The following is a 21409-nucleotide window of genomic DNA, read 5'->3' as shown; positions in this document are numbered from 1 at the left end:
ATGCCACCCCGGTGGCCACGTACAACAGCTCCGTGGCGGCGCGGGGCCAGGCCGACGCCGACACCGCCAGCGCGCGCCCGGGCTATTCGGAGCACCAGACCGGGTGGGCGTTCGACATTGCCGACGGCAACGGGGCCTGCGGGTTCCAGCCGTGCTTCAGGGACCAGCCCGCGGCGGTGTGGGCGAAGGCGAACGGGCACCGGTTCGGGTTCGTGGTGCGGTACCCGTGGATGTTCCACCCCATCACGGGGTACTACTACGAGCCGTGGCACCTGCGGTACATCGGCGTGGAGGCGGCCACGGACATGGCGGCCCGGGGCATCTTCACGCTGGAGGAGTACTTCGGCGTGGAGGCGGCGCCGGGGTACCTGTAAGGCCAGCGCTACCGTGCGGTCCGCTCGTCAATGATCTTTTCTATCGCCTCTTCGTCAGGGCACGGCTGGTCGTCGACTGGGCAGTTTCCGTCCCAAGGCACGCCGCTCTTTGCTGTCATGACCTCAACACACATCGTGCAGAAAACCGTAGCCTGCGGTGCGATAGTCATCTCGGGCTCCTCATACCCGCAGAGGGCTTTCCGCCAGACGACGTCACGGCAGCAGACGAAGTGGACCATCTCGTCCGGGTTCTGCTCCAACTTGTGCTTAACTTCCCATGCAGGAGTGCGCCCAACTTCCAGTGTTCCGCCGTCCTCGCGCGCTTGTGCGACCTCCACGTCCTGGTCCGTCATGGTCCCCCAATCTGAGTGCAAGTAGCACAGGCCCGCGTTGGCTCGGCAAGGGGCGTGATGAATGATGCACTGACCCTATGAAGGCCGTCCCACAGCCAGCAAGGATCTTGATCAAAGCCTGTGGAATAACTTGGGGGCCGGCGGGTGCTCCCTAGACCTCCGGGCTGCCGGAGGACTTCCGGCATGGAATAGCCCAGCCCTATGTTTGGGGCGCCCTTCAGCCCTCCAGTACGTTGGTTCTTATGCTGACTGGATTCAAGAATTTCATCATGAAGGGCAACGTGGTTGATCTTGCCGTCGCCGTTGTCATCGGCACCGCGTTCGGGTCGGTGGTGACGGCGCTGGTGAACAAGGTACTGATGCCCTTTGTTGCGGCGGTGGTTGGATCGCCGAACTTCGACAGCTTCGCCAGGGTTGACCTCAACGGCAACGCGATCGAATTCGGCGTCCTGCTGACGGCCATCGTCAATTTCCTGCTGATCTCGGCCGCCATCTACTTCGTGGTGGTCATGCCGATGAACCTGATGATCGAGCGCCGCAACCGGCGGCTGGGGATCGGCCAGGACGTCAAGAACGAGTCGGCGGAGGACCCGCAGATTGCCCTGCTGACCGAGATCCGCGACGCACTGAAAAGCCGGGCCTCCTAGCTGTCACACTAAGATCTACCGGCAACGTAAGCAGAGCAGGATATCTAGTAAAGGGGGTCCGCGTGAGTCTTGAAATTCTTGTCACGGCTGTCCAGCAAGGCACAATCCCGCCCTACGCGTACACGCAAGGTGCCAGAGCCCAGGCTGGCCATGAATTAGTATGCGCTGGAGCCCTGCGCTACGACGTACACCAAGTTGATCGGGTTCTCCGTGCTTGCGCCGCAGATCTCGCTCATCGACCGTCCCGCGACCCGGGCCCGGTCTGTGTTGAAGGACTCGGTATCTTTGCCCTGAGAGCAGTAGAACAAGACTGGGTAGAGGCGTTATAACTCGGCGCACAGAGGCAGCAAGCAAGCGGTAGTTGGGTTCAAGTTGTGCCCATTGATCCCCCCCCCACGGTGGGTATTCCGGACATGGCCAAGAGCCTGGGCGAAGGGCCGGATCCGGTTTGGCAGTGGCTGGTGCGCCCTTGGAACCTAACCGTGCCACTAGAGAGCCATCTGGTCACGACACTCGGAGTCCTAACCAAGTCCTCACCGCCAGTGTCGGTCTTCCGATGGGAAGTCGATCAGTGGGAGGCGTTGGATAGCCCGGCAGATCAAGTGGATCGAGCCGCTGTGCGTGTGACCCCCATCGGGCTGCTCTCGGCAGTGGTTGCCGATTGGTCCCTCGCTCTCTCCCTCGGAGTCGGCGAAGGCCTTCAACGTGTCGGATCAGCGTGGATGCGAACTCGATGAGCTTTTCCACGGCTCAATCAAAAGTCTCGGGAAAGAGACGGAAGTGAAGTACATCCTTGTTCTGCAATGGCCGGTTACCTCAGAGGCTGACTACGATGAGCTCATCGCCATAGAGGATCTGCTCGAGGCAAACCTCCCGGGTGCGCACGGCTTCGTGGACGGCCACGACTTCGGCACCGCCGAAATGAACATCTTTATCTGCAGCGACCTGCCTCTTGCAGCGTTTCAGGACGCGATGACATCGCTTGGTCCCAGCACACGGTGGACCGACGTAAGGTCGGCATACAGGCGAGCCGATGAAGATCGGTACGTGATCGTTTGGCCGAAGACGCTTGAAGTGTTTTCAGTGTCATGATCTCAGGCCACGACCTCCTGCTACACGTCGTCCAGCCGTCGGCTCCTTGTTAGAGCGTATGCAAAAGGGATTTCCAGCCCTAAGGTCGCTTCTGGAATAAGCTGCTGATAGCGGAGCGCCTATTATCCTCGATCCCGCCAGGTAAGTCGTCTCTTGATGAGGGCTGCAAAAGGAGCCGAAGACCCGTAGAGACGGTTTCTACGGGCTCGGGAAAACATCGTAGAACTCGAAGCTGTAGTTTTCAAGGCACAGGCAACCGAGTGTCCGTAGGAAGTTCATCCGAGGAGGGCCACACCCCAGTCAGAGTGGTTGTAAGAACTCATGTTCCGTTCTTGCGGAGTTGGCGAAGTAGCGAGCGATAGATTTTCTCGTACTCCTCATGAAGGACGACTTCTCCTGATTCTGCAGCAATCCTGTGAACACAACCGATGCCGCTTTGATGCTCACGTCCCTTCATCTTCGGCCGATACTGGATGTTTACGAGGCCGCTTAGCGAGAGCATACCGGCAGCACGGGGGTCCACGTATTCGGTTTGAAGTGGCTCGTTTAGTTCTGGCGTGAGCGATGGGCTCCACAAGAAGTAGTTCCACCGGGATTCCGCGGCACTCTCATCCAGCTGGGCTGCCTCGACCACTCGGACTACGTCCACATAGTGGCGACCTTCCTTCCGCTTGGTAACAGCGAGGAGGCGATAGGGTGCCCAATCCGGTGGTAGTGAGCTAATCGCGCCCTCGACCGCTTCCGCAGTCAGACCTTCGACCTCGGCTCCGAGGCCCCGCCCCTCACGCTGCCATGGTCCGGGATATGCCAGAAATCCAATACTCATGTTTTCACCCTCGAATTTCAAACCGATATCCGTCCGACTCTAAACTCCTTGAGGAATTCCAGCTAGAGGTCCATCTGCCGGACAAAGGTTCTCGACCAAGGCCGACAATGGACTCCAAGGATCCTGTCCAACGTGGAGGGAATTAAAGAACTGTTCGAGGGCCTGGAGCCGGTGCAAATCACGCCCAAGCCCTTGCAGGCTTGGCATCCTATTCAGCCCGCCCATTTTCCGCAGACATTCATTCTCCGGAGGCGGGCCGCATGTCTATGCTGCCGTTTACTCGCTAACGAGTTCCAAGGCCAGTTCCGTCCGGACCACCTGGGCGAGGTGTTCGGCGATGGACTGTGCGGTGTCCTCGTCGCCCGCTTCCACCATCACGCGGACCACGGGCTCCGTGCCGGAGGGGCGGAGCAGGACGCGGCCGGTGTCGCCGAGGGTGGCCTCCGCGGTGGCCACGGCCTGCGCGAGGACGTCGCTGCTGCCGACCCGGGTGCGGTCCACGCCCTTGACGTTGATGAGGACCTGCGGGAGCTTGGTCATCACGGTGGCCAGCTCCTTGAGCGGCTTTTTGGTCAGGGCAACCTGGGCGGCAAGCTGGAGGCCGGTGAGGAGGCCGTCGCCGGTGGTGGCATAGTCAGAGAAGATGACGTGGCCGGACTGTTCGCCGCCGAGGCTGAAGCCACCCTCGCGCATGCCTTCGAGGACGTAGCGGTCCCCCACTGCAGTTTCTCGGAGGCTGATGCCTGCCTCGCGCAGCGCGATCTTCAGGCCGAGGTTGCTCATGACGGTAGCCACCAGGACGTCGTCCTTCAGCTTGCCGGAGGTTTTGAGTGCGACGGCGAGGATGGCCATAATCTGGTCGCCGTCCACCTCGTTGCCCTCGTGGTCCACGGCGAGGCAGCGGTCGGCGTCGCCGTCGTGGGCGATGCCGAGGTCGGCGCCGTGCTTCACCACGGCTTCCTTCAGCGGGCCCAGGTGGGTGGAGCCGACGCCGTCGTTGATGTTGAGGCCGTCCGGTTCCGCGCCGATGACGATGACGTTCGCGCCGGCATCCTTGAAGACCTGGGGCGAGCAACCGCTGGCGGCCCCGTGGGCGCAGTCCAGGACCACGGTGAGTCCCTCGAGGTTGTGCGGCAGGGTGCCAAGGAGGTGGACGATGTAGCGGTCCTCGGCGTCAGAGAAGCGCTGGATGCGCCCCACATCGGGGCCGGTGGGACGTACGGCCTCGTTGGCCATCTGCGCCTCGATGGCGTCCTCCACGTCGTCGGGGAGTTTCTGGCCGCCACGGGCGAAGAACTTGATGCCGTTGTCCGGCGCGGGGTTGTGCGAGGCGGAGATCATGACGCCGAAATCGGCGTTAAGGTCCGCCACCAGGTAGGCCGCTGCCGGGGTGGGGAGGACCCCGGCGTCATAGACGTCCACGCCGGAGCTGGAGAGGCCGGCCTCCACCGCTGCAGCGATGAATTCGCCGCTGGCGCGGGGGTCGCGGGCCACCACGGCGCGGGGCCGGGAGCCGTTGGAGTTGCGGTCGTGGCCGAGCACGACGGCGGCCGCCTGGGCCAGCTGCATGGCCAGCTCTGCTGTCAGCAGGCCGTTGGCCAGCCCCCGGACACCATCAGTTCCAAATAATCTAGACACCGGTCAAGTCTAGAGGATGGGGGTCCTAACGCTTGAAACGGCAGGCCAGCCGGTACGCTGATGCCACCAGAAGATGCAACGCTCAATACGACCGAGGGTCAGCAGGTTAGGTGAATGGGATGGAACAGTCGGCAGACCCGGCTCTTGAATTTCGTCTCCGCTCCGCCGCCGATTTCTACGGCTCCCGCTTGATCGAGGGCAGAGACTTTCGTGAGGCCGCATTGGAGCAGATACAAACGACCGTGCCCGGTTTTCCGGCTGAACGTTACGAGGTCGAGCTTGATGACGCGTTGGAGCGGATCGGCAAGGCGCAACTCACCGTGCTGTCACGCCGAGAGCAACTCATCGCCGAAGCACGGAAAGAGGACGCGCTGAACGCGGTCTTCATCATTCACTACTTCAATTGTCGCTACTCCGGACATATAGGCCAGTACGCATTGGGGCGGATAAGCCTGGCTAATGCCTTAGGTGATCTGCACTCGGGCGAACAGATTACGGAGGCAGTGAGGCGAGCTAACGCACTGATCGAGGAAGGCAAGCGTATGGGTGCAGGAGTCTGGGATGCCATGCTGGATATTCAGCACCTACGCCACAAGCATCCAGGATTCAAGGACTCAGCCCTCAGCGACGCGCTTGACTGGGGACATCTTATTCACCGCTGATCTCCATTACTCTCGAACCTCCTAGAAGTATGTATTTAACGGCAGAAGCCCGCCCCACCGGACGGCGGGACGGGCTTCTGTGCAAGCGTGATTAGCGCTTGGAGTACTGCTGGGCCTTGCGGGCCTTCTTGAGACCGGCCTTCTTACGCTCGATGACGCGGGCGTCGCGGGACAGGTAACCGGCCTTCTTCAGGGTGGCGCGGTTGTTCTCGACGTCGATCTCGTTCAGGGAACGGGCAATGCCGAGGCGCAGCGCGCCGGCCTGGCCGGAGATGCCGCCGCCGTGGATGCGGGCGATGACGTCGTAGGCGCCTTCGAGATCGAGGATCTTGAAGGGCTCGTTGACGTCCTGCTGGTGCAGCTTGTTCGGGAAGTAGTTCGCCAGCTCGCGGCCGTTGATAGTCCACTTGCCGGTGCCGGGCACAACGCGGACGCGTGCAACGGCTTCCTTGCGGCGGCCAACAGCTGCGCCGGCAACGGTCAGGGCCGGGCGTTCCTTCTTGGGAGCGGCTTCGGCAGCCGAGCTCTCAGAGGTGTAGCTGGTCAGGGTTTCCTCAGCCTCAACGGCTTCGGTGGTCTCTTCGTTCTGAGCCACGATTCTCCTTGTATAGATAAGTTGTTTGGTGGCCAGGACTACTGGGCGACCTGGGTGATTTCGAAAGTCTTGGGCTGCTGTGCGGCGTGCGGGTGCTCAGCACCGCGGTACACCTTCAGCTTGCCGAGCTGCTGTGCAGCGAGGGAGTTCTTGGGGAGCATGCCCTTGATGGCCTTCTCAACGGCGCGGACCGGGTTGGATTCCAGCAGTTCCGCGTAGTTGACGGAGGTCAGGCCGCCCGGGTAGCCGGAGTGGCGGTAAGCGCGCTTCTGCTCCAGCTTGGCGCCGGTCAGGGCTACCTTTTCAGCGTTGATGATGATGACGAAGTCGCCCATGTCCATGTGGGATGCATAGGTGGCCTTGTGCTTGCCGCGCAGCAGGATTGCGGTCTGGCTTGCAAGACGACCAAGGACAACGTCTGTGGCGTCAATGACGTGCCACTGGCGGTTGATATCGCCGGGCTTCGGGGTGTACGTACGCACGGTGTTTGCCTCGTTCTTGTTCTGGCGTTCTTGTTTAGGTGTCACTAGCTCGTGCACCTACTGTCTGCGCGCTACCGGAACAGAGGTGAGGGCTCTATGTAACCAGTCATCCTGTGGTTCCGAATGTGACCGTTGAGTAGTCATCCTGCAACCGGATTCTCAAGCGGGCACGCACCATCGGAATAGGACACGCACAACGACTACCAAGATTAGCGCGTCAGGGGGTTCAGGGTCAAAATGGGGTAGCCGGACGGAACCTCAGCCCCGCCGGCCTGACGAACGCAGGGGGTCGTGGTGTTGGTTATGGGAGATGACGGTTCAGCGGGCTGGCTTCTTATCCTCGGAGCGGCACTCCTTGGCTCCGCCCTCTCCCCCGCTGCCGAGTCCCTGATTGCATGGCGCCTTCCACGGCTGGGGGGGCTCCCGTCCCGCCCCGTCAGACTTACGACGGCGGCGCTCACCGGACTAGCCTGCCTGACCTTCGCCATGCGCTTGGGAATTACGTTTGAACTGCCGGCTTTTCTTTTCTTGGCCGTACTGGGCATACAGCTCGCACGCATCGACGTTGCACTTCACTTACTGCCCAACCCGCTCGTACTAATGCTCCTCGCCGGCGGCTTTTTATTGTTCTTGACGCCAATACTGCTCGATAAGCAGGCAGATGATTTGTTGAGAGCTGCACTCGGAGCGGTCATTTTGTTTGCCAGCTACCTTATTTTGGGGCTGATTTCCCCAGGCGGCATCGGAATGGGCGACGTGAAGCTCGCGGCTCCCGTCGGCCTGTACCTCGGGTACCTAGGTTGGAGCCAACTGCTGTACGGCGGCCTGCTCGGGTTCATCCTCAACGGCTTTGTCACCGTAGCCCTCATCGGCAGAAGCGGCCGGAAAAAAGCGACAGAAGTGGCACACGGGCCTTCGATGCTCGGCGCCGTCGTCGTCGTTAGCCTCTTCATCCCGTAGCTACAACAGTTCGGTCCTCCGTCAACTTCCCGGGCCTTCCATAACCCCCGATCCAAGTAGTCGATCGTGCAGTATCGGCCTCCTTCTGCGTACTACTCCCTTGTTTCGGGTACGAAATTTAGACCGACTTTCAAAAAGTCGAGTACTGCTACTCATTGTTGCCCACATCCCCCCAATGACAATCTCTTCTTAGCGAAATCCAGCCGCTAAGGATCTATGGGGGCAGCTGGAAATTCGTTGAAATCACATAACCAATTTCACCGAATTAAAGGAAATTACAATGACTTCTCTCATGGTCTCTATGACTGCTTTCATCGCCGGCGTCAAGGATCGCTTCACCCGTGAAGAAAAGGGCGCCACGATGGTCGAATACGGCATCATGGTCGCCTTCATCGCAGTCCTGGTTATGGCAGCCGTCATCATCCTCGGGCCGCAGATCGCTGCATTGTTCGAGGGAGTTTCTGACGCTCTTCCGGCCGTTCCGTAGGTCCCACGCAAGTGGGGCGAGACTGCACCCCGCGGTCTCGCCCCACTTGTGTTCAGTTACTTACCAGCCTGCAGCCGCCGGCGGCAGGAATAACCAACGTTGCAGACTCGATCAGGGGACAGTCTTGAAACGACAACCAAAAGAACGCGGTGCAGCAGCAGTTGAGATGGCCATTGTCCTTCCGCTGCTCCTGGTAATTCTCATTGGCACCATCGAGTTTGGCCGCGTGTTCAACGTCCAGAATTCCCTGACCCAAGCGGCGCGCGAGGGTGCACGTCACGCAGCTATCCACTACAGCGACGGCACCATGGACGTCGAAGGGACAGCACTTGGTGCTGCGCCTTCCTTAGATGGATTGGGGGTTGGGGTGTCGGACAACGCCAGTGATTGTGCTCCCGGCGCAAACGTAGAAGTCACAACCAGCGTCAATCTGGCCTCAATGACGGGCTTCCTTGACATCGGCTGGTTTGGCTCCCCAGGACTTTTTCCCATGACATTGACAGGCGTAGGGGTGATGAGATGCGGTGGCTGAAGGCTTCGGACAATCTAGAGGAGGCCGGCCAACACGGCAACGAACGTGGCGCAGCAGCCGTCCTCGTGGCGTTTTCCCTAGTTGCACTCCTTGGATTCACCGCCCTTGCCGTCGACGTGGGCGCCCTGTACGCCGAAAAAGCGCAACTACAAAATGGTGCCGACGCGACTGCACTGGCTATCGCCGGCGACTGTGCACAAGGTATCAACTGCGCTACCGCAATGGCAGATACCGATAACCGCCTCGCGGACGATAACGCGAATGATGACTCCAGCGGAGTTTTCTCAGTCACACAACCCACGGCTACTAGCGTTCGTGTCGAGACCAACGCTCAAGTTGCCGGATCAACAGATGACAGCTTCGCGCTTTTCTTTGCAAGGGTACTCGGGGTTGAAACAGCGGTGATCCATGCGTCCGCTGTTGCATCGTGGGGCGCACCATCCGGTGCCGAGACATTGCCATGGACTGTCAGCAAATGCGTTTTTGAAAAGTATCTGTCGGCTAGTCAATTGGCTGAACTCAACTCAACAGGCAACTTCACAGGCGATCCCACTCCGACTCATATCCTGCTTCGCTACGACCAGAATGTGCCAGCGTACCCTGGGTGCGCAGCGCAGAATGGCTATGCACCTGGAGGGTTTGGATGGCTGGATACGGACACCGGGTGCTCCGCAAATATCGACGTTGCCAACAGTGAGGTTGGAAGCAACCCCGGCAACGACCTTCCTGCCGTATGCAGCGCGATGCCCGCCACAATCAAAGACTCCCCCATTCTTATCCCACTTTTCTCCACAGCTGTTCAAAACGGCCAGAAGACGAAATATACGCTCGTGGGTTTCATCGCTTTCCAAGTGACAGGTTTCAAATTCGGTGGCGGACCTGGCATGACAGACCTAGACCCTGCAGCTCCGAGCTGCACAGGCAACTGCCGCGGCGTCCAGGGCTATTTCACCCGCTTCGTCTCCCTTGAAGAGGGTCTGTCAGCAACCGGCGGCGGGCCAAACTACGGCGCGACCGTGGTCGCACTCACGAATTAGCCTCAAGCGCTCCGCTTGAAAACTAAGACACCATCAAAGGAGCAAGAAAGTGAAATCACGCCTACTGGGAGGCTTAGCTGCATTACTACTGGCAGTAGTAGGAGCTGTTCTCCTTTTTGTGTATGTTCAAGGCGCTTCAGCGCGAGCCCAGGCTGGACTCGAGCCTGTGAACGTCCTAGTTGTCACTGAAAAGGTCGCCGCTGGGACCAAGTCCTCAGACCTAACAAATAAAGTACGGTCGGAAACCCTACCTAAATCAGCGGTGCCGGAAGGAGCACTTTCAACGCTCGACGAGCAGAGCGGAAAAGTTACCGGGGTGGCACTTGAGCCCGGAGAACAATTGCTGGCCGCTCGTCTAGTCGATCCTCGCGAACTCGTGCCCGGTACGGTACCGGTTCCCGAGGGACTGGAAGAAGTTACCATCCTCCTCACCCCGGAACGTCTCCTGGGCGGCCGTATTGAGGCTGGCGACAAGGTAACCGTCTATACCTCCTTCAAAACTGAGGAGAACATGCCGGCAGAGGCTCCCGTACCAGCAGAAGTCAAAGGTTGGAAACAATCAACCGGCCTTCTCTTTCACGATGTTCTCGTGACGGCAGTACAAAAGGCAGCACCAGACACCAAGAAGTCCTCCAACAGCGGAGGGGATGGCAACCCAGCTTCCGAGGTCGAAATGCCTAACGGCTCGGCTTTCGTGACAGTCGCAAGAAACGATGCAGACGCCGCCAAACTCGTCTTTGGAGCCGAATTTGGCACCATCTGGCTGGCCAAGCAAACCGATACCAGCGCTAAGAGCGATCCGCCCGTGACGACCTTTGGTGGGCTGTACTGATGAGCCGTTTTGTAGCCGTCACAGCAGTACGCGATTTCGAAAGCCACATACGCCAGGCAATCACAGGTGCGCTTCACGGAGAATTGCAGACTCTGTCTCCGGATGTCATGACGGGCGGACCCGACGATGTCTTCAAGCAGCTCAGCGGCGCACCGCCCGAGGTTCTCATCCTCGGCCCCGGTGTGTTGCCGGATGATGCCTTGAAACTCGCAACCGTATTTGACCTGCAATACCCGGAAATCAGCCTCGTCCTGATCGCAGACCCCAGCCCCGACCTAGTGCTCCGCGCAATGCACGCGGGGATTCGGGACGTGGTCACATCAGAAATAGGCCTCAGCGAATTGAGGGTCCTCCTCGAACGTGCATGTCTAGCGTCCGCAAGCCGGCGACGTGGAATGGCTCCGGCAACAGAAAGCACACAGGACCGCGGGAGGGTCATCGCGGTTATGTCCCCGAAGGGCGGAGTGGGGAAGACAACCGTCGCCACCAATCTGGCCATCGGGCTGGGCAAAGTAGCCCCCATGGGTGTGGTGCTCGTGGACTTGGACCTTCAGTTCGGTGATGTTGCCTCCGGCCTTCTGCTGGAACCGGAACACTCGATTACAGATGCAGTGCACGGGGCTGCTTCCCAGGACTCCATGGTCTTGAAGGCATTCCTTACCGTGCACCCGGCTGGCATCTATGCTCTTTGCGGCCCGAAGACTCCAGCAGAGTCGGATTCAATAGCGGCAGAGCATGTCGGCCGGCTCATCAACCAGCTCGCCGGTGAGTTCAAGTATGTTGTGGTTGATACCGCTCCCGGGCTGGGCGAGCATGTACTGGCCACGCTGGAGTTGGCCACCGACGGTGTATGGGTATGCGGGATGGACGTCCCAAGCATCCGTGGACTGCACAAGAGTTTCGCCGTTCTGCGGGAACTCCAACTCCTCCCCCAGGGACGGCACACGGTATTAAACTTCGCCGATCGCAAAAGCGGAATCTCCGTACAGGATGTTGAAGCGACCATCGGGGTACCGGTTGACACTGTCATTCCGCGCTCAAAAACCCTCCCCTTTTCCACAAACAGGGGAATCCCGATCCTGCAGAGTAACGTCAGGGATTCTGCGTCCAAGGGGCTAAAGAAGTTGGTCGACCGCTTCGACCCTCAATGGATCGCTTCACCTCAAACCAAGGTTCACCGACGGGTGGTGGTGTCATGAAACTCTCGGATCGTTTGTCACGAAATAGCGGCAGCCCAGCAGCTTCAGCGCAGGATGCAGTACCCGGTACCTCACCACAACAATCAGCACCAATAGCAGCCGCAACGGCTGTTGCACCTACGCCAACCTTGTCAGGGTCAGCAGGGTTTGTGGCTGCAGCCGCATCCCCGGCCGTCGATGCGCTGGCGGGACTTAAGCAAAGGGCAGCCCAGGCCCTTTTCGAGAGGATGGGTACCCGCTTCGGCGACACTTCCTCGTCAGAAGAGTCTCTCCGTAGCTCAGCTGTCGAAGAGCTTTCAGCCGTCATTGATGAGGAGCAGGTCCCGCTGTCGCCAGAGGAGCGCCGCCGGCTGATTCGCGAAATTGCTGACGAAGTGATGGGCCTTGGTCCGCTTCAGCGACTCCTGGAAGATCCTTCTGTCACAGAGATCATGGTCAACTGTTTCGACCAGATCTACATCGAGCGTCATGGTCGGTTGACGCTGACTGGCAACCGATTCAGCTCCGACGACCACCTTCGAACAGTTATCGAACGTATCGTCTCTAAAGTAGGCCGCCGGATCGACGAATCGTCCCCGTTGGTGGATGCCCGGCTCGAAGACGGCTCCAGAGTCAATGCAATTATTCCGCCGCTCGCAGTGAACGGACCGTCCCTGACCATCCGGAAGTTCAGTAAGGTTCCGCTGACCGTGCAGAATCTTATCGATTGGGGTTCGTTAACTCCCGAGATGGCCGAGTTGCTGAGCGCCTGTGTGCGCGCACGCTTGAACATCATCGTCTCGGGCGGCACAGGCACTGGCAAAACCACCCTGCTCAACGTGCTCTCCTCCTTCATTCCGCCCGATGACCGTATCGTGACCATCGAGGATGCAGTTGAACTGCAGCTCCAGCAGGAGCATGTTGTCCGTTTGGAGAGCCGCCCACCAAACATTGAGGGAAAGGGCGCTGTGTCGATCCGTGAACTCGTGCGCAACTCCCTCCGTATGCGGCCTGACCGCATCATTGTCGGAGAAGTCCGCAGCGGGGAATCGCTGGACATGCTACAGGCAATGAACACCGGTCACGACGGTTCATTGTCCACAGTCCACGCAAACTCGCCAAGGGACGCCGTCGCACGGCTGGAGACCCTGGTTCTTATGGCAGGCATGGACCTTCCCCTCCGGGCAATCCGCGAACAAGTGTCATCGGCGGTAGATCTGATCGTCCAGGTGACGCGCCTCCGTGACGGCAGCCGTCGCGTCACGCACGTGACCGAGGTTCAGGGGATGGAGGGAGATATCGTCACGTTGCAGGATGCCTTCCTGTTCGACTATTCAGCCGGCATGGATGCCCACGGACGCTTTCTGGGTAAGCCCGTGCCGACAGGTATCCGCCCCCGCTTCCTGGATCGATTCGCCGACCTTGGCATTGCTGTATCACCGGCGGTCTTCGGTGCTGGTTTGGCGCCGGCAGGAAGGCGATGACTGTGGACTCTCCCATGATGTTGGTCCTGGCTGTGGCACTTTGTCTGTCCGCGATAGTTCTCGTGTTCTTCGTCGTCTTCAAGCCAAGGTTCAGCTCAATTCCTTTGGAACGGCGCCGGCTAGGTCTACAGCAAGATAAATCCGCCGTATCCCGTGTTTCGCAGTCAGCCGTCAACGCTATGGAGAATGTCATCGGAGAATCCGGTGGGCCCTACAACCGCGAGGTGTTGTACAACGCCGGGGTCAAAATGGCACCTGCAGACTTTACGGTAGGGGTTGCTGTAGCCTCCGTTCTGCTGGCTTCCTTCGTTGCACTCCTGACACACCCGTTTTTAGGGCTCTTGGCCGGGGTAGCCACCCCATTCCTTGCCAAGTTGATGCTGGCCGTCCTTCGTGACAAACGCAGGGCCAAGTTTGAAGCTCAACTGACGGACACAATCCAGATGCTGATCGGTGGGCTAAGGGTGGGCCACAGTATCCTTCGCTCGATCGAGGCTGCGGCTCAGGAGGCCGACGCACCAGCATCCGAAGAGCTTCTCCGCATCGTCAACGAGACCCGGATTGGTAAGGATGTTCGCTTGGCCCTTGATGATGTGGCCGACCGGATGGACAGCGAGGACTTTCGTTGGATATCCCAGGCAATCCAGATTAACCGCGAGGTGGGCGGTGACCTCGCGGAAGTACTCGAGCAGGTAGCGGGAACGATACGCGAGCGTAGTGAAATAAAGGGGCAGGTAAGGTCTCTCAGCGCCGAAGGAAAAATGTCGGCATACGTCTTGATGGCAATGCCGGTAGGTGTGGCCCTCATCTTGGCCTTCATCAATCCCGGTTACCTCAACGTATTCGTGGAGCATCCCATGGGCTTGGTAATGCTGGTGGGCGCGGTGGCCATGTTTGCTGTAGGCGGCTTTTGGATGAGCCGCGTCGTGAAGATCAAATTCTAGGGGGACACCGTGACACCGTTAGCGTTGCTGTTCATATCGCTGGTAGTGCTTCCTCTGGCCTACCTCATCTGGGCACTGTTTACGACCGACCGGAAAGCGGCACTTGCAGTGCAGACGAATCTGACCCAGGGGTTTACGCAGGAGGGCGGCGCCGCTATCCAACGCCCGCCTGCACTTCTTGACCTATCCAAACGCTTGACTCCCACAGGCTACGAGGCAAAGTTGGATCGCTGGTTGTCACTCGCTGGACGGCCTGCATCGCTGCCCCTAGAACGAGTGATTATCGGCAAACCTCTACTCGCCCTGGCTGGCGCTATCCTCGGTCTTCTGATGTTCGCCCGATCCGCGTCACCACAAGTTATGGCCCTGGGGCTCTTTCTGTCGGTCTTCCTCTATTTCCTCCCCGATCTGTTGGTCTACAACAAGGGTGTCAAGCGTCAAAAGGACATCGAACTCGAATTGCCCAACACCCTGGACCAATTGCTTATATCAGTCGAGGCGGGGCTTGGGTTCGAGGCGGCGATGGCCAGGGCCGGCGGTTACGGGGGCGGACCTCTTGCACAGGAACTCATGCGCACCCTCCAAGACCTGCAGGTGGGGCGCCCCCGGCAGGAGGCGTACCAAGCCCTCGCCAGTCGCTCTTCGGTACAAGACTTGCGCAGCTTCGTAAGGGCAGTGATACAGGCTGACAAGTACGGCATTGGAATTGCGAAAGTCCTTCGGACCCAAGCCAAGCAGGCCAGAGTGAAGCGGCGCCAGCGGGCCGAAGAGAAAGCGATGAAGTTGCCAGTGAAAGTCCTCTTTCCCCTCCTTCTCTGCATTTTTCCCGTTCTGTTCATCGTTCTCCTTGGACCCGCGGCCATCAACATAGTCGAAGCCTTCAACTGAACCTTCGCGGAAAGAAAAAGCGCCACCGGCGCCCCATAGACCGGACCCCCTCGGCACCCAGAACCGAGGGGGTCCGTTTGTGTGTGCCCGCACCACAGGGATTCCCAGCATCAGCGCAGCGGAAACCAAGCAAAAGCGCAGGAAAAGTGCGGGAGTGAAAGCGTTTGCGCAGGATGCTCCAAGATCCGGGATTAGGACCAATTTCGGTTGCTAACTTCGTTTCAGTGCTGGTGCAGGACCAGCCATTCGTCTCGCACAGGAGTCTCAAATGCTTTCTCTCTACACCAACCTCATGATCCGCCTTCGCCGTGAAGAGACGGGGGCCACCGCCGTCGAATACGGCATCATGGTTGCCCTCATCGCTGTCGCGGTAATCGTCGCAGTGACGCTGCTCGGCGGCAACCTCTCGAAGATGTTCAACGACGTCGCCGGCAAAGTGCCGGTACCCGCAGCCCCCGTCGTCAGCAACGGCTAACACATCCCCCGTCCGGTTCCGGACCCCATATCGGAACCGCACCCCCAACAAGGCTCAAGTACAACCAGCAAATCCAGGAGGAGGTGCAGCAGGTGCCACACGATTCCGAGCGCGGAGCAGCCGCCGTCGAATTCGCCATCCTGTTGCCCCTCCTCCTGATGCTGGTCCTGGGCACCATCGAGTTCGGCCGCGCCTACAACGCCCAGATCACGCTCACCAACGCAGCGCGCGACGGCGTGCGCGTCATGGCCATCGCCAACGATCCGGCCGGCGCCAAAACGGCGGCAAGAAACGCGGCGGCCTCTGTCAGCGCCGCCATCCCCGCCTCAGACATCACCCTCAGCACCAACGCGTGCAGCACCGGGAACCAGGTGACCCTCACCATCAAGTACAATCTGTCCACTATCACCGGCATTGCGGGCCCGTTCCTGATGACAGGCAAGGGGGTCATGCTGTGCGGCGGCTGACCAACGACCAAGCAACAGACGAACAGGGCGCCGTCAGCGTCATCATCGCCCTCCTCCTGGTGACCCTCCTCGGCTTCACGGCCATCGCCGTCGACGTGGGGGTCATCTACTCCGAACGCGCGCAGCTGCAAAGCGGCGCGGACGCCTCCGCCATCGCCCTGGCACAGAAATGCGCCCGCGATGCCACAGACACAGAATGTTCCACGACGTCCACCCTCGCCGGGAGCCTCGCCAACCAGAACGCCCTGGACGGCATGAGCAAGGTTCAAAGCATCCAGCTGAACACGACCGCCCGCACGGTCAGCGTCACCACCAGCGCCAAGGAAACCAGCGGGAAAGACAACTCTGTCTCGCTTTTCTTCGCCAACGCCATCGGCATCCCCTCCATGGAGGTGGGCGCCCGGTCCTCGGCCGCGTGGGGCAGCCCCAAGGCCGGCCGCACCGCGTTCCCCCTGGCGTTCTCCGTCTGCCAGGTCAAGGACAACATCGGCGGCGCACTCCAGCTCCTCCAGGAACACGGCAAGAACCAGAACGCCGACTGCAACTACGGCCCGTCCGGCGCCGCAGTCCAGGGCGGCTTCGGCTGGCTGGTCCAGGACGCCGGCAAGTGCGGCGGCACCATCGACCTCGCCGTCAGCGAAGGCGGCAGCGACCCCGGCAACAACGCCCCCGGCAACTGCTCAACGGAGCTCAACCGCTGGGCCAGCGAAATCGCCGCAGGCCGCAAGGTCATCGTCCTCCTCCCGGTCTTCAACAAGGTCACCGGAACCGGCGCGGGCGCCATCTACGGCCTGGTGTCCTTCGCCGCCTTCGACGTCACCGGCTGGAAGTTCAGCGGCGGCACCGGCCTCCCCCATGAGTTCCGCAGCGAAAGGTCGACGACGACGGGCGTCACCACCGCCACCGAATGCAAGGGTGAGTGCCGCGGCATCATCGGCAAATTCGTCAAGTACGTCTCCCTCGCCGACGGCTACACCCTCGGTCCGGTGGACCAGTACGGCGCCACCATCGCCCGCCTCACCCTCTGAACACGCCCCACGAACCCACGGAGTACCACAGTGAAGTCTCGCCTGCTCGCCGGAACGGCCGCCGTCGCCCTGGCGCTCGTGGGAGCCATCCTCATCATCTTTTACGCCAACGGTGCAGACCAGCGGGCACTGGCCTCCACCGAACCCCGGGAGGTCCTGGTGGTCAAGGAAGCCGTCCCAGCCGGCACCCCAGTCAATGACATGGCTGCTTCCCTGGTCATTGAGACCGTCCCCGCAGCCGGCGTCTCCGATACCGCCCTCAGCACCCTCGACGGCAAGGCCGGCACGGTCGCCGCCGTGGACCTGGTCCCCGGCGAGCAGCTCCTGGCCGAGCGGCTGGTCGCTCCGGAGGAAGCCAAGGAGAGCGGCGCCGTGGAAGTTCCCGCGGGGCTGCAGGAAGTCTCCTTCCAGCTGGAGCCGCAGCGCGTTGCCGGCGGGAGGATAAACGTGGGCGACCACGTGGGCATCGCCCTCAACTTCAAGGACGGCGCCTACAAGGCAAAGCTGGAAGACGCCACCACCCAGCTCACCCTCCGCAAGGTCCTGGTCACCGCTGTCCAGCGCGCCCCGCAGGCCGCGAGCGCCGAAAAGGCGGAGGACGGCACCAACCCGCAGGACACCACCCTCCCCGAAGGCTCACTCATGCTGACCGTCGCCGTCACCGACGTGGACGCCGCCAAAATCATCTTCACGTCCATCAACGGCGAGCTCTGGCTCACCAAGGAACCCCTGGACGCCCAGGACAACGGCCCCCGGGTCGAACGCAAGGAGGTGGTCTACAAGTGAGCCGCTTCGTCCTCCTCTCCCCCAACGGCGAGTTCGACCAGAAGCTGCGCGCCGCCGTCGCCAACGGCCTCCGCGGCACCGTGCAGACCATCGCCTCGGACATCCTCCCGGCCGGCCCCGCCGAACTGTTCTCCCTGCTCAACCAGGAGCAGCCCGAGGTCCTGATCATCGGCCCGGACGTGCCCTACGAGGAGGCACTCCGGTTCGCCAAGGTGTTCGACGTCCAGCTCCCCGGCCTCAGCCTGGTCCTGGTCAGCGACATCGAGCCGGACTTCCTGCTGCACGCCATGCGCGCCGGCATTCGGGACATCCTCAGCCCCCAAGCGGACGCAGCGGAAATCCGCGTCCTCCTGGAACGTGCCTGCCAGTCCTTCGCCACCCGGCACCGCAACCACGAGGCCCCGCCCACGGAGAACGGCGGCAAGGGCCTGGTCATCGGTGTCTTCTCCCCCAAGGGCGGCGTCGGCAAGACCACCCTCGCCACCAACATCGCCATTGGCCTCGGCCAGGTCGCTCCCATGAGCGTGGTGATCGTGGACCTGGACCTGCAGTTCGGCGACGTCGCCTCCGGCCTGTACCTGAACCCGGAGCACACCGTCACTGACGCCGTGACCCCGGCGGCCGCGCAGGACCCCCTGGTCCTCAAGGCGTTCCTCACCGTGCACCCGGCAGGCATCTACGCGCTCTGCGCCCCGCCCAACCCGGTGGACGCAGACCACATCACCCCGGAACAGATCAGCCGCCTCATCGAGCAGCTGGCCCAGGAATTCCAGTACGTAGTCATCGACACCGCACCTGGCATGCCGGAAATCGGCCTGGCCGCCATGGAACAGTGCACCGACGTGGTGTGGGTCAGCGCCATGGACGTCCCCAGCCTCCGCGGCCTGCGCTCCGGCCTGGAAGTCCTCCGCCAGCTGGACATCATGCCCGAATCCCGGCACGTTGTCCTGAACATGGCGGACGCCAAGGCCGGCCTCAACGTCCAGGACGTCGAGTCCACTATCGGCGCGCCCGTGGATGTCAGCGTCCCCCGGTCCCGAGCCGTTGCCCTCTCCACCAACCGGGGCATCCCAGTCCTCCAGGAATCAAGGAAAGACCCCGCCGTGAAGAGCCTCCGCCAGCTGGTGGAGCGGTTCAACCCGGCGTGGCGTACCCAGACACAGCGGAAGCTTCACCGAAGGGTGGTCATCTGATGAAACTCTCCGAACGGATCAACGCGGCCCAGGACCGCGGCCAGGCATCCGGCACCGCCACGGCCGTGCTGGAGCGTCCCGCCGCCGCGTCCCCGGACACCCTTCCGGGCACGACGGCGGAGGGGCACCTTCCCGCGCGCCCCGCCGTCGTGATTCCAGCGCACGACGCCGGCACCCAGCAGGTGCCCACCACACCCAAGGTGGACGTCTTCGCCGCCATGAAGCTTCGGGCGGCCAACGCCCTTTTCGAACGGATGGGCGCCCGCTTCAATGACGCCGCGGTCACCGAGCAGGAGCTCCGGAGCACCGCCAAGGAGGAACTCTCCCGCATCATTGACGCCGAGCAGGTTCCGCTCACGTCCGAGGAACGCACCCGGCTGGTCCGCGACGTTGCCGACGACGTCCTGGGCTACGGCCCCCTCCAGCGCCTGCTGGACGACCCGGCCGTCACGGAAATCATGGTCAACCGGATGGACCAGATCTATGTCGAGCGCAAGGGCAAGCTGACGCTCACCGAATCCCGGTTCAGCTCCGAGGAGCACCTGCGCAAGGTCATCGAGCGGATCGTGTCCAAGGTGGGCCGCCGTATCGACGAGTCGTCCCCCCTGGTGGATGCCCGGCTCGAGGACGGTTCCCGCGTGAACGCCGTCATCCCGCCGCTGGCCGTGGGCGGATCCTCGCTCACCATCCGTAAGTTCAGCAAGGTCCCGTTGACGGTCCGCAACCTGATCGACTTCGGCACCCTGACGCCGGAAATGGCCGAGCTCCTCAACGCCTGCGTCAAGGCCAAGCTCAACATCATCGTGTCCGGGGGCACGGGCACCGGCAAGACCACGCTCCTGAACGTGCTCTCATCCTTCCTTCCGCATGATGAACGGATCGTCACCATCGAGGACGCCGTGGAGCTCCAGATCCAGCAGGAGCACGTGGTCCGGCTCGAAAGCCGCCCGCCCAATACCGAAGGCAAGGGTGAAGTGACCATCCGCGAACTGCTGCGGAACTCGCTGCGTATGCGCCCGGACCGGATTGTGGTGGGCGAGGTTCGCGGCGGCGAGTCACTGGACATGCTGCAGGCGATGAACACCGGCCACGACGGCTCGCTTTCCACCGTGCACTCCAACTCCCCGCGCGATGCCGTGGCCAGGCTCGAAACCCTGGTGCTCATGGCCGGCATGGACCTGCCGCTGCGGGCCATCCGGGAACAGATTGCCTCCGCCGTCAACCTCATCGTGCAGATTTCCCGCCTCCGTGACGGCTCACGGCGCATCACGCACGTCACGGAGGTGCAGGGCATGGAAGGGGACATCGTCACGCTCCAGGACGCGTTCGTGTTCGACTACTCCGCCGGGGTGGATGCGCAGGGGCGGTTCCTGGGCAAGCCCGTGGCCACGGGAATCCGGCCCCGGTTCATCGACCGCTTCGAGGACCTGGGCATCCACGTGTCGCCGTCGGTCTTTGCGTCACCCCTGAACCCCGCCGGCACCACCTCTCCCGGAAGATAGGGCGCCATCGTGATCCTCGCAGCCGGAGCCGTCATCCTGCTCACCGCCGTCTGCCTGCTGGGCGTCGCCGTGATCCTGCCGGGCGCCCCCTCGGTGCCGCTGGACCGCCGTCGTCCGTTCGATGCCGACCCGCCATCCTCCCTGGCACGGTTCTCGCTGACCGCCGTCCGGTCCTTCGAACGGCTCCTGGCCGGGCGGAACCTCACCCTCTTCTCCCGCCCCCAGCTGGAGAACGCCGGGCTGCGCCTCAGCCAGGCGGAATTCCTCCTCCTGGTGGGGATCGGTGCCTGCCTCGGCATGCTGGTGGGAACTGTCACGGTGGGCCCGTTGGTGGGGCTGCTCCTTGCCCTGCTGGCACCCTTCATCGGAAATCTCGTCCTCGGGTTCCTGGCCGGGAAACGCCGGACGGCCTTCGACGGCCAGCTCGGGGACACCCTGCAGCTCCTCTCCGGCGGCCTCCGCGCCGGGCACAGCATCCTGCGCGCCATCGACGCCGCAGCGGCCGAGTCGCAGAAGCCGACGTCGGAGGAGATGCGGCGGGTGATCACCGAAACCAGCCTGGGCCGCGACCTGCTGGCCGCGCTCAACGACACGGCGGACCGAATGAAAAATGAGGACTTCGTGTGGATTTCGCAGGCCATCCAGATCAACCGGGAAGTGGGCGGCAACCTGGCCGACGTCCTGGACCAGGTCAACGAAACCATCCGCGAGCGCGCGGAGATCAAGGGCCACATCAAGGCGCTCGCGGCGGAAGGCAAGTTCTCCGCCTACATCTTGATTGCCATGCCGTTTGGCATCGTGGCCATGCTGCTCACCGTGAGTCCCACCTACATGGACTCAATGTTCACCCACCCGCTGGGCTGGGCAATGATCGGCGCGTCCTTCGTCCTCATGACCATCGGCGCGCTGTGGATGCGCAAGATCATCAACCTGAAGTTCTGAGGAAC

The 21409-nt window shown here is 61.6% G+C and carries 25 protein-coding genes; 20 read left to right on the top strand and 5 right to left on the bottom strand.

From position 1 onward, the window contains the following. Positions 1–374, top strand: a 374-nt coding sequence (locus AC5RTT_RS06620) for a M15 family metallopeptidase (protein WP_494144522.1), incomplete at its 5' end; no start/stop codon positions are given. Between the two features lie 8 nt (positions 375–382). On the opposite strand, the gene AC5RTT_RS06615 is transcribed toward AC5RTT_RS06620, so the two are convergent. Beyond that, a complete protein-coding gene (locus AC5RTT_RS06615; protein WP_494144521.1) occupies positions 383–727 on the bottom strand; it encodes a hypothetical protein in 345 nt (114 codons plus the stop codon). A 242-nt stretch (positions 728–969) separates the two neighbouring features. On the opposite strand from AC5RTT_RS06615, the gene mscL reads away from it, so the two are divergent. Together mscL and AC5RTT_RS06605 are read left to right on the top strand one after the other, a co-directional pair. Further along, positions 970–1374 carry a large conductance mechanosensitive channel protein MscL gene (gene mscL / locus AC5RTT_RS06610; protein WP_494144520.1) on the top strand — a complete coding sequence of 135 codons (405 nt, stop codon included), beginning with the start codon at positions 970–972 and terminating at the stop codon, positions 1372–1374. Between the two features lie 705 nt (positions 1375–2079). Continuing rightward, positions 2080–2466 (top strand): hypothetical protein, encoded by a 387-nt coding sequence (locus AC5RTT_RS06605; protein WP_494144519.1) that lies wholly within the window; start codon positions 2080–2082, stop codon positions 2464–2466. A 319-nt stretch (positions 2467–2785) separates the two neighbouring features. Here the strand turns inward: AC5RTT_RS06605 and AC5RTT_RS06600 are convergent, their stop codons facing one another. Then, a complete protein-coding gene (locus AC5RTT_RS06600) occupies positions 2786–3292 on the bottom strand; it encodes a hypothetical protein (protein ID WP_494144518.1) in 507 nt (168 codons plus the stop codon). Between the two features lie 276 nt (positions 3293–3568). Further along, positions 3569–4930 carry a phosphoglucosamine mutase gene (glmM, locus tag AC5RTT_RS06595; protein WP_494144517.1) on the bottom strand — a complete coding sequence of 454 codons (1362 nt, stop codon included), beginning with the start codon at positions 4928–4930 and terminating at the stop codon, positions 3569–3571. Between the two features lie 119 nt (positions 4931–5049). Here glmM and AC5RTT_RS06590 point away from each other — a divergent pair, with 119 nt between their 5' ends. Continuing rightward, complete coding sequence (locus AC5RTT_RS06590) at positions 5050–5592, top strand: hypothetical protein (RefSeq protein ID WP_494144516.1); 543 nt, start codon at positions 5050–5052, stop codon at positions 5590–5592. Between the two features lie 91 nt (positions 5593–5683). On the opposite strand, the gene rpsI is transcribed toward AC5RTT_RS06590, so the two are convergent. Both rpsI and rplM read right to left on the bottom strand, forming a co-directional pair. Beyond that, positions 5684–6187: a 30S ribosomal protein S9 gene (rpsI, locus tag AC5RTT_RS06585; protein ID WP_494144515.1), complete on the bottom strand. Its 504-nt coding sequence runs from the start codon at positions 6185–6187 to the stop codon at positions 5684–5686. Between the two features lie 38 nt (positions 6188–6225). Continuing rightward, entirely contained in the window at positions 6226–6669 is a 444-nt protein-coding gene (gene rplM, locus AC5RTT_RS06580; protein ID WP_009358699.1) for a 50S ribosomal protein L13, read from the bottom strand. A 486-nt stretch (positions 6670–7155) separates the two neighbouring features. On the opposite strand from rplM, the gene AC5RTT_RS06575 reads away from it, so the two are divergent. The 16 genes from AC5RTT_RS06575 (at position 7156) to AC5RTT_RS06500 (ending at position 21404) form a co-directional block, all read left to right on the top strand. After that, the gene (locus AC5RTT_RS06575) at positions 7156–7629 is read left to right on the top strand and encodes a prepilin peptidase (RefSeq protein ID WP_494144514.1); all 474 of its coding nucleotides are present in this window, start codon (positions 7156–7158) and stop codon (positions 7627–7629) included. Between the two features lie 280 nt (positions 7630–7909). Then, on the top strand, positions 7910–8116 hold the full coding sequence (locus AC5RTT_RS06570; protein WP_494144513.1) for a Flp family type IVb pilin: 207 nt from the start codon (positions 7910–7912) through the stop codon (positions 8114–8116). A gap of 124 nt (positions 8117–8240) precedes the next feature. After that, positions 8241–8648 carry a TadE/TadG family type IV pilus assembly protein gene (locus tag AC5RTT_RS06565; RefSeq protein WP_494144512.1) on the top strand — a complete coding sequence of 136 codons (408 nt, stop codon included), beginning with the start codon at positions 8241–8243 and terminating at the stop codon, positions 8646–8648. Beyond that, positions 8636–9685, top strand: a complete 1050-nt coding sequence (locus AC5RTT_RS06560) for a pilus assembly protein TadG-related protein (RefSeq protein ID WP_494144511.1) — start codon at positions 8636–8638, stop codon at positions 9683–9685. Before AC5RTT_RS06565 ends, AC5RTT_RS06560 begins: the two co-directional genes overlap by 13 nt. A 166-nt stretch (positions 9686–9851) precedes the next feature. Then, a complete protein-coding gene (gene cpaB / locus AC5RTT_RS06555; protein WP_494144510.1) occupies positions 9852–10517 on the top strand; it encodes a Flp pilus assembly protein CpaB in 666 nt (221 codons plus the stop codon). After that, positions 10517–11716: a CpaE/TadZ family protein gene (locus AC5RTT_RS06550; protein WP_494144509.1), complete on the top strand. Its 1200-nt coding sequence runs from the start codon at positions 10517–10519 to the stop codon at positions 11714–11716. Before cpaB (AC5RTT_RS06555) ends, AC5RTT_RS06550 begins: the two co-directional genes overlap by 1 nt. After that, positions 11713–13179, top strand: coding sequence for a TadA family conjugal transfer-associated ATPase (locus AC5RTT_RS06545; RefSeq protein WP_494144508.1), 1467 nt, complete (start codon positions 11713–11715; stop codon positions 13177–13179). Before AC5RTT_RS06550 ends, AC5RTT_RS06545 begins: the two co-directional genes overlap by 4 nt. A 2-nt stretch (positions 13180–13181) precedes the next feature. Further along, positions 13182–14123 (top strand): type II secretion system F family protein, encoded by a 942-nt coding sequence (locus AC5RTT_RS06540; protein WP_494144507.1) that lies wholly within the window; start codon positions 13182–13184, stop codon positions 14121–14123. 9 nt (positions 14124–14132) lie between these two features. Next, positions 14133–15011 carry a type II secretion system F family protein gene (locus AC5RTT_RS06535; RefSeq protein ID WP_494144506.1) on the top strand — a complete coding sequence of 293 codons (879 nt, stop codon included), beginning with the start codon at positions 14133–14135 and terminating at the stop codon, positions 15009–15011. Positions 15012–15279: 268 nt separating this feature from the next. Continuing rightward, positions 15280–15486, top strand: a complete 207-nt coding sequence (locus AC5RTT_RS06530; RefSeq protein ID WP_494144505.1) for a Flp family type IVb pilin — start codon at positions 15280–15282, stop codon at positions 15484–15486. 92 nt (positions 15487–15578) lie between these two features. Further along, positions 15579–15953, top strand: coding sequence for a TadE/TadG family type IV pilus assembly protein (locus AC5RTT_RS06525; protein ID WP_494144504.1), 375 nt, complete (start codon positions 15579–15581; stop codon positions 15951–15953). Beyond that, complete coding sequence (locus tag AC5RTT_RS06520; protein WP_494144503.1) at positions 15941–16981, top strand: pilus assembly protein TadG-related protein; 1041 nt, start codon at positions 15941–15943, stop codon at positions 16979–16981. Before AC5RTT_RS06525 ends, AC5RTT_RS06520 begins: the two co-directional genes overlap by 13 nt. A 30-nt stretch (positions 16982–17011) precedes the next feature. Then, positions 17012–17767 (top strand): Flp pilus assembly protein CpaB, encoded by a 756-nt coding sequence (gene cpaB, locus AC5RTT_RS06515; RefSeq protein ID WP_494144502.1) that lies wholly within the window; start codon positions 17012–17014, stop codon positions 17765–17767. Beyond that, positions 17764–18960 (top strand): CpaE/TadZ family protein, encoded by a 1197-nt coding sequence (locus AC5RTT_RS06510; protein ID WP_494144501.1) that lies wholly within the window; start codon positions 17764–17766, stop codon positions 18958–18960. The genes cpaB (AC5RTT_RS06515) and AC5RTT_RS06510 overlap by 4 nt, the downstream gene beginning before the upstream one ends. Then, the gene (locus AC5RTT_RS06505) at positions 18960–20462 is read left to right on the top strand and encodes a TadA family conjugal transfer-associated ATPase (protein WP_494144500.1); all 1503 of its coding nucleotides are present in this window, start codon (positions 18960–18962) and stop codon (positions 20460–20462) included. The genes AC5RTT_RS06510 and AC5RTT_RS06505 overlap by 1 nt, the downstream gene beginning before the upstream one ends. A 9-nt stretch (positions 20463–20471) precedes the next feature. Then, positions 20472–21404: a type II secretion system F family protein gene (locus tag AC5RTT_RS06500; protein ID WP_494144499.1), complete on the top strand. Its 933-nt coding sequence runs from the start codon at positions 20472–20474 to the stop codon at positions 21402–21404. The last annotated feature ends 5 nt before the right edge of the window (positions 21405–21409 follow it).

This window comes from Arthrobacter sp. Y3221157 (assembly GCF_059089865.1).
Note: the sequence above shows the minus strand (reverse complement) of the source record. Positions and strands in the feature narration are given on the sequence as shown.

Bases quoted from the DNA above. Each gene is read 5' to 3' on its own strand.
- AC5RTT_RS06615 (WP_494144521.1), bottom strand. From the start codon at position 727: ATGACGGACCAGGACGTGGAGGTCGCACAAGCGCGCGAGGACGGCGGA.
- mscL (WP_494144520.1), top strand. From the start codon at position 970: ATGCTGACTGGATTCAAGAATTTCATCATGAAGGGCAACGTGGTTGAT.
- AC5RTT_RS06600 (WP_494144518.1), bottom strand. From the start codon at position 3,292: ATGAGTATTGGATTTCTGGCATATCCCGGACCATGGCAGCGTGAGGGG.
- AC5RTT_RS06590 (WP_494144516.1), top strand. From the start codon at position 5,050: ATGGAACAGTCGGCAGACCCGGCTCTTGAATTTCGTCTCCGCTCCGCC.
- AC5RTT_RS06575 (WP_494144514.1), top strand. From the start codon at position 7,156: ATGCGCTTGGGAATTACGTTTGAACTGCCGGCTTTTCTTTTCTTGGCC.
- AC5RTT_RS06570 (WP_494144513.1), top strand. From the start codon at position 7,910: ATGACTTCTCTCATGGTCTCTATGACTGCTTTCATCGCCGGCGTCAAG.
- AC5RTT_RS06560 (WP_494144511.1), top strand. From the start codon at position 8,636: ATGCGGTGGCTGAAGGCTTCGGACAATCTAGAGGAGGCCGGCCAACAC.
- AC5RTT_RS06550 (WP_494144509.1), top strand. From the start codon at position 10,517: ATGAGCCGTTTTGTAGCCGTCACAGCAGTACGCGATTTCGAAAGCCAC.
- AC5RTT_RS06545 (WP_494144508.1), top strand. From the start codon at position 11,713: ATGAAACTCTCGGATCGTTTGTCACGAAATAGCGGCAGCCCAGCAGCT.
- AC5RTT_RS06530 (WP_494144505.1), top strand. From the start codon at position 15,280: ATGCTTTCTCTCTACACCAACCTCATGATCCGCCTTCGCCGTGAAGAG.
- AC5RTT_RS06505 (WP_494144500.1), top strand. From the start codon at position 18,960: ATGAAACTCTCCGAACGGATCAACGCGGCCCAGGACCGCGGCCAGGCA.